We start from the raw sequence: 5722 nt of genomic DNA on the forward strand, positions 1-5722 counted from the left end.
GCTTCGTGCCGCGTGAGACGGTCGGCGCCCGCCTGGTTCGCGCGCAGCCGCGCGACGAGTTGCGCGCCGTTCAGCACCAGTTCCGCGTCCACCGTGCCGAGCGACGGCAGCGTCAGCGTCAGGCGCGTGCGCCATGCGATGCCGTCGCCCGTGTCGTCGTCGCCGCGCGGCGCGCGGCCGCCCGGATCGTCGGGCTCGATCGTCCAGTCGAGCCGCGCGCCGGGCCATGCCTCGCCCGTCCAGCGAAACTGGTCGGTTGCCAGCGCATCGAGCTGCTGCCTGACGAGCGGGACGGCGGCCGGATGCACGGTGGCGAACGTCTGAGCCGGCGAATCGGACGACGCGGCGGCCAGGTCGGCCCGCGCGGGCGTCCAGCGCGCGTCGGGGCGCTCGGCGAGCGGATCGGCCGTGTCGAGCGGCAACGCCGCCCCCTGCCGGGCGCCCGCCGCCCAGGCCTGCGCCGGGTCGCGAGCCGGCGCGCCGCCCGGCGGCGGCGTGCCCGGTTGCGCCGTCGCCCGCGCGGTCGCGGGCGGCGGCGAGCGCTGTGCGAGCAGCTCGTCGAGCACATCGGTCGAATCGTATTGCGCGGCGGCGTCCGGGTCGGCCTGCGCGGCCGCAAGGCGCGCCTGCGGCTCGCGCATCAGCGCCGCGAGCGGGCGCTGGCCGGCCAGCCACTGCGCGAGGTGCGATTCGTAGAAGAGGCCGCTCTCGCTCACCGCCTGCGCAAGCGCCGCGCTCAGCGCCGCCACCGGCGGCGCGGCCGGGGAAGCCGCCGTCGCGGCGGAAGCCTGGGTGGACGTCGCGGCCGGAGGGGCCGGAGCGGCTGCGCTCGCCTGGGCCGGCCCCGCCGGATCGGCCAGCAGCACGGTCGGGTCGGCCAGCAGCGGCACGCGCCCGGCAATCGCCGGGGTCGCGTCGCCGCCCGCACGCGAGATCGCGTCGAGCACGCGCCCGACTTCGGACAGCGCAGTCTGCGTGGAAGCCGGCGGCGCGGCGGGCGGGCCGCCGGTCGAAGGCGAGGACGACGCGCCGGCGCCGGGCGTGCCGACCTGCGCGGTTGTACCGCTGCCGGCTGGCGCCGACACGGTGCCGGTCAGCAGGCTGTCGAGGCGGCTCGCCAGCAGCGCGGCCGCAACGGAGTCGATACCGGTCATGATCGGAGCCTGCTCATCTCAGACACATCGTTGCGAATCCGCAAACGGCACACCGGCGCCGCCCGCGGGAATCGCGCGCATGCCGCGCCGGGCCCGTGCGCCCCGGCGCCCGTGCCCCTGGACACGGGCCCTACCCGCGCGCGCGGTAGAGATCGGTCAATACCTTGGTCGAGCGCCGCGCCTCGAACAGCGCGGACAGCCGCGCGACGTCCGGGCTCGCGAGATCGCGGATCGCGGCGTCGTCGGCCAGGATGCGGCGGATCAGGTCGAGCTTGCGGCCGAGATCCGATTTGTCGAGCACGACGCCCGGATCGGCCTCCTTCAGCCCGTCGACCAGCTGCATGAATTCGGCCTGCAACCCCGGCAACGCGCTCCAGTCGGCGCTGCGCGCGGCGCACAGCATCCGGCCCGACACGGCGGCGAGCGCCTCGTAACGTTCGAAGTATTCGGCCTTGCGATTCATCGTGATGCTTCCACTGCCTGTTGTGCTGCCATTCGCGCGACTTCCGGTGCGATCCCCGTCCAGGCTTCCTCGAGGGTCGCGAGCAGCCCGTCGACCTCGACCAGCATCGCGTCGCTCGCCTGCGCGTTCGCTTCGAGCAGGCGCCGGCCGATATACGCATACAGCGCATCGAGCCGCTCGGCGATCTGGCCGCCCGCGTCACGGTTCAGCGACGCCCTCAGGCCGCTCTCGACGATCCGGATCGCCTTGCCGATCGCCTCGCCCCGCGCGGATACGGTGCCCTGCTGCAAATGCATGCGCGCCAGCGCAACCGCCTGCCGCGCGCCCTGGTACAGCATCGCGATCAGCCGGTGCGGCGAGGCGCCCATCACCCCCGTCTCGACGCCGACACGCGCGTATGCACTGGCTCCAGCGTGTCCTGGGGAAAACATGCGCTTCTCCTTGTTATGCCATGGCTATACGGGAGCCGCCGCCATGCAATGCACGGCGCGACCTTCTCCGGAGTTATCGGAAGGGATTTGGAAAGCTTTAGGCGCGCGACGCCTCCGGCGGGCGCGTCAGGCCGGGCCGCCGCGCCCCGCCAGGCAAGCCCCGAGGCCGCGATCGACCGCCCCGGGCGACCATTTCTGGAGGGCCGCCCCTAGAGGCCCCTCCCCGACAGGCCGCCCCGTCACACCGACATCTGCATGATGTCGTTGTAAGCGCTCACCAGCTTGTTGCGGACCTGGAGCCCGAACTGGAAGCCGATGTTGGCTTTCTGCATGTCGACCATCACATCGTTCAGCGACACGTTCGGCGCACCGACCTCGAACGCCTGCGCCTCGCCGAGCGCATGCTGCTGGTCGCCGCTGATCTTGTCGAGCGACGCCTTCATCGCGCTCGCGAACGTGCTGGCCGTGGCCGCACCCGAGCCGGCCAGCGCCGCCGTCGGGCTCCCGACGCCGCCGGACGCCTGCGCGGCCAGCGACTGCATCTGTTGCAACACCGAACCGATTCCGCTGACGTTCGCAGTCATGCTGCCCCCAAAACCTAGAGAAGAGACCCGGACCACCGGGCGATCCGCCGGCGCCGCACCACGCGCACCATGCCGGATCGCGAAAAAGGATAGCAGCGCGCCGCGCGTCAAAGCCGAGAAAGTACGGGGGAAACCCCGCTCTTTTCGGTCGATCGGAGCACCGCCCGGATCACGATAATCGCATCGTGTCATTGTCCGCCCGCTCGTCCGAGCGAGCTCAGTCGTACCGCTCCGGAGAAACTCGACGCATGGATTCGCAGGCCAACTCGCTGATCAACCCAGACGCCCGCGCGGGCCTCGCCAGCCCGGCGTCCGGCGCCGCCGCGGCCGCCGCGTTGCCGGGCGCGGGGGGCGCAGGCGCGGACTTCGGACTTGGCGGCTTCGCGGAACGCATTCCCGGCATCTCGAGGATGAAGGGCAACCCGAAGCTGCCGTTCGTGATCGCCGTCGCATTCGCGATCGCCGCGATCACCGCGCTCGTACTGTGGAGCCGCACGCCCGACTACCGCGTGCTGTACAGCAACCTGTCGGACCGCGACGGCGGCGCGATCATCGCCGCGCTCCAGCAGGCAAACGTTCCCTACAAGTTCGCCGATGCCGGCGGCGCGATCCTCGTGCCGTCGAACCAGGTGCATGAAACGCGCCTGAAGCTCGCCGCGATGGGGCTGCCGAAGGGCGGCTCGGTCGGCTTCGAGCTGATGGACAACCAGAAATTCGGCATCAGCCAGTTCGCCGAACAGGTGAACTACCAGCGCGCGCTCGAAGGCGAGCTGCAGCGCACCATCGAGTCGATCAACGCCGTGCGCGGCGCGCGCGTGCATCTCGCGATCCCGAAGCCGTCGGTATTCGTGCGCGACAAGGAAGCGCCGAGCGCGTCGGTGTTCGTCGACCTCTACCCGGGCCGCGTGCTCGACGACGGCCAGGTCCAGGCGATCACGCGGATGGTGTCGTCCGGCGTGCCCGACATGCCCGCGAAGAACGTGACGATCGTCGACCAGGACGGCAACCTGCTGACCCAGACCGCGTCGGCATCCGGCCTCGACGCGAGCCAGCTCAAGTACGTGCAGCAGGTCGAGCGCAACACGCAGAAGCGCATCGACGCGATCCTCGCACCGCTGTTCGGCACCGGCAACGCACGCTCGCAGGTCAGCGCGGACCTCGATTTCTCGAAGCTCGAGCAGACGTCCGAAAGCTACGGCCCGAACGGCACGCCGCAGCAGACCGCGATCCGCAGCCAGCAGACCAGCAGCGCGACCGAACTCGCGCAGGGCGGCGCATCGGGCGTGCCGGGCGCGCTGTCGAACACGCCGCCGCAGCCGGCGTCGGCGCCGATCGTCGCCGGCAACGGCCAGAACGCGCCGCAGACGACGCCCGTGAGCGACCGCAAGGACCAGACGACCAACTACGAGCTCGACAAGACGATCCGCCATCTCGAACAGCCGATGGGCAGCGTGAAGCGGCTGTCGGTCGCGGTCGTCGTCAACTACCAGCCGGTCGCCGACGCGAAGGGCCACGTGACGATGCAGCCGCTGCCGCCCGCGAAGCTCGCGCAGGTCGAACAGCTCGTGAAGGACGCGATGGGCTACGACGACAAGCGCGGCGACTCGGTCAACGTCGTGAACAGCGCGTTCTCGACCACGGCCGACCCGTACGCCGACCTGCCGTGGTGGCGCCAGCCCGACATGATCGAGATGGCGAAGGAAGCCGCGAAGTGGCTCGGCATCGCGGCGGCCGCGGCGGCGCTCTACTTCATGTTCGTGCGCCCGGCGATGCGCCGCGCGTTCCCGCCGCCCGAGCCGGCCGCGCCGACGCTCGCCGCGCCGGACGATCCGGTCGCGCTCGACGGCCTGCCGGCGCCGGACAAGGCCGAGGAACCCGATTCCCTGCTGCTCGGCTTCGAGAGCGAAAAGAACCGTTACGAACGCAACCTCGACTACGCGCGCACGATCGCCCGCCAGGATCCGAAGATCGTCGCGACCGTCGTGAAGAACTGGGTGTCCGATGAACGCTGAAGGCTTGACCAAGAGCGCGCTGCTGCTGATGTCGATCGGCGAGGAAGAAGCCGCGCAGGTATTCAAGTTCCTCGCGCCGCGCGAGGTCCAGAAGATCGGCGCCGCGATGGCCGCGCTGAAGAACGTCACGCGCGAGCAGGTCGAGGACGTGCTGCAGGAATTCACGAAGGAAGCCGAGCAGCACACCGCGCTGTCGCTCGATTCGAGCGACTACATCCGCTCGGTGCTGACCAAGGCGCTCGGCGAGGACAAGGCCGGCGTGCTGATCGACCGCATCCTGCAGGGCAGCGACACGAGCGGCATCGAGGGCCTGAAGTGGATGGACTCGGGCGCCGTCGCCGAACTGATCAAGAACGAGCATCCGCAGATCATCGCGACGATCCTCGTGCACCTCGACCGCGACCAGGCGTCCGAGATCGCGTCATGCTTCACCGAGCGGCTGCGCAACGACGTGATCCTGCGGATCGCGACCCTCGACGGCATCCAGCCGGCCGCGCTGCGCGAGCTCGACGACGTGCTGACGGGCCTGCTGTCCGGCAGCGACAACCTGAAGCGCAGCCCGATGGGCGGCATCCGCACCGCGGCCGAGATCCTGAACTTCATGACCAGCGTGCATGAGGAAGGCGTGCTCGAAAGCGTGCGCCAGTACGACGCCGAACTCGCGCAGAAGATCATCGACCAGATGTTCGTGTTCGAGAACCTGCTCGATCTCGAGGACCGCGCGATCCAGATGGTGCTCAAGGAAGTCGAGTCGGAAACGCTGATCATCGCGCTGAAGGGCGCACCGCCCGCACTGCGCCAGAAGTTCCTCGCGAACATGTCGCAACGCGCGGCCGAACTGCTCGCCGAGGATCTCGATGCGCGCGGCCCGGTACGCGTGTCCGACGTCGAGACCCAGCAGCGCCGCATCCTGCAGATCGTGCGCAACCTGGCCGAGAGCGGCCAGATCGCGATCGGCGGCAAGGCGGAAGACGCGTATGTCTGATTCGGCGCGCGATCGTGCGGGCACCCTCACCGCATACCAGCGGTGGGAGATGGCGTCGTTCGACCCGCCGCCGCCGCCCCCTCCGCCCGACGC

The 5722-nt window shown here is 70.3% G+C and carries 6 protein-coding genes and 1 pseudogene; 3 read left to right on the forward strand and 4 right to left on the reverse strand.

Going from position 1 to position 5722, the window contains the following annotated elements; translation table 11 throughout:
* From fliK to fliE, 4 genes are all read right to left on the reverse strand, one after another.
* Nucleotides 1-1154 (reverse strand): flagellar hook-length control protein FliK (gene fliK, locus GQ57_RS37715; RefSeq protein WP_034200589.1); only part of this gene is annotated, 1154 nt, incomplete at its 3' end.
* A 130-nt stretch (nucleotides 1155-1284) separates the two neighbouring features.
* Complete coding sequence (locus GQ57_RS37720) at nucleotides 1285-1617, reverse strand: flagellar protein FliT (RefSeq protein ID WP_031399709.1); 333 nt, start codon at nucleotides 1615-1617, stop codon at nucleotides 1285-1287.
* Nucleotides 1614-2048 (reverse strand): flagellar export chaperone FliS, encoded by a 435-nt coding sequence (gene fliS / locus GQ57_RS37725; protein WP_031399708.1) that lies wholly within the window; start codon nucleotides 2046-2048, stop codon nucleotides 1614-1616. The genes GQ57_RS37720 and fliS overlap by 4 nt, the downstream gene beginning before the upstream one ends.
* Nucleotides 2049-2287: 239 nt before the next feature.
* Nucleotides 2288-2632: a flagellar hook-basal body complex protein FliE gene (gene fliE, locus GQ57_RS37730; RefSeq protein WP_031399707.1), complete on the reverse strand. Its 345-nt coding sequence runs from the start codon at nucleotides 2630-2632 to the stop codon at nucleotides 2288-2290.
* A 248-nt stretch (nucleotides 2633-2880) separates the two neighbouring features.
* Between fliE and fliF the strand changes: the two genes are divergently transcribed.
* The 3 genes and pseudogenes from fliF to GQ57_RS42835 all read left to right on the forward strand — a co-directional run.
* Nucleotides 2881-4644, forward strand: a complete 1764-nt coding sequence (gene fliF, locus GQ57_RS37735) for a flagellar basal-body MS-ring/collar protein FliF (RefSeq protein ID WP_031399706.1) — start codon at nucleotides 2881-2883, stop codon at nucleotides 4642-4644.
* Nucleotides 4634-5629 carry a flagellar motor switch protein FliG gene (gene fliG / locus GQ57_RS37740; RefSeq protein ID WP_031399705.1) on the forward strand — a complete coding sequence of 332 codons (996 nt, stop codon included), beginning with the start codon at nucleotides 4634-4636 and terminating at the stop codon, nucleotides 5627-5629. The genes fliF and fliG overlap by 11 nt, the downstream gene beginning before the upstream one ends.
* Nucleotides 5622-5722, forward strand: a pseudogene (locus GQ57_RS42835) (flagellar assembly protein FliH); the annotation flags it as partial. The gene fliG and the pseudogene GQ57_RS42835, both read left to right, overlap by 8 nt.

Origin of the sequence: Burkholderia sp. MSh2 (assembly GCF_000731655.1) — a bacterium.
Classification (GTDB): domain Bacteria; phylum Pseudomonadota; class Gammaproteobacteria; order Burkholderiales; family Burkholderiaceae; genus Burkholderia; species Burkholderia paludis.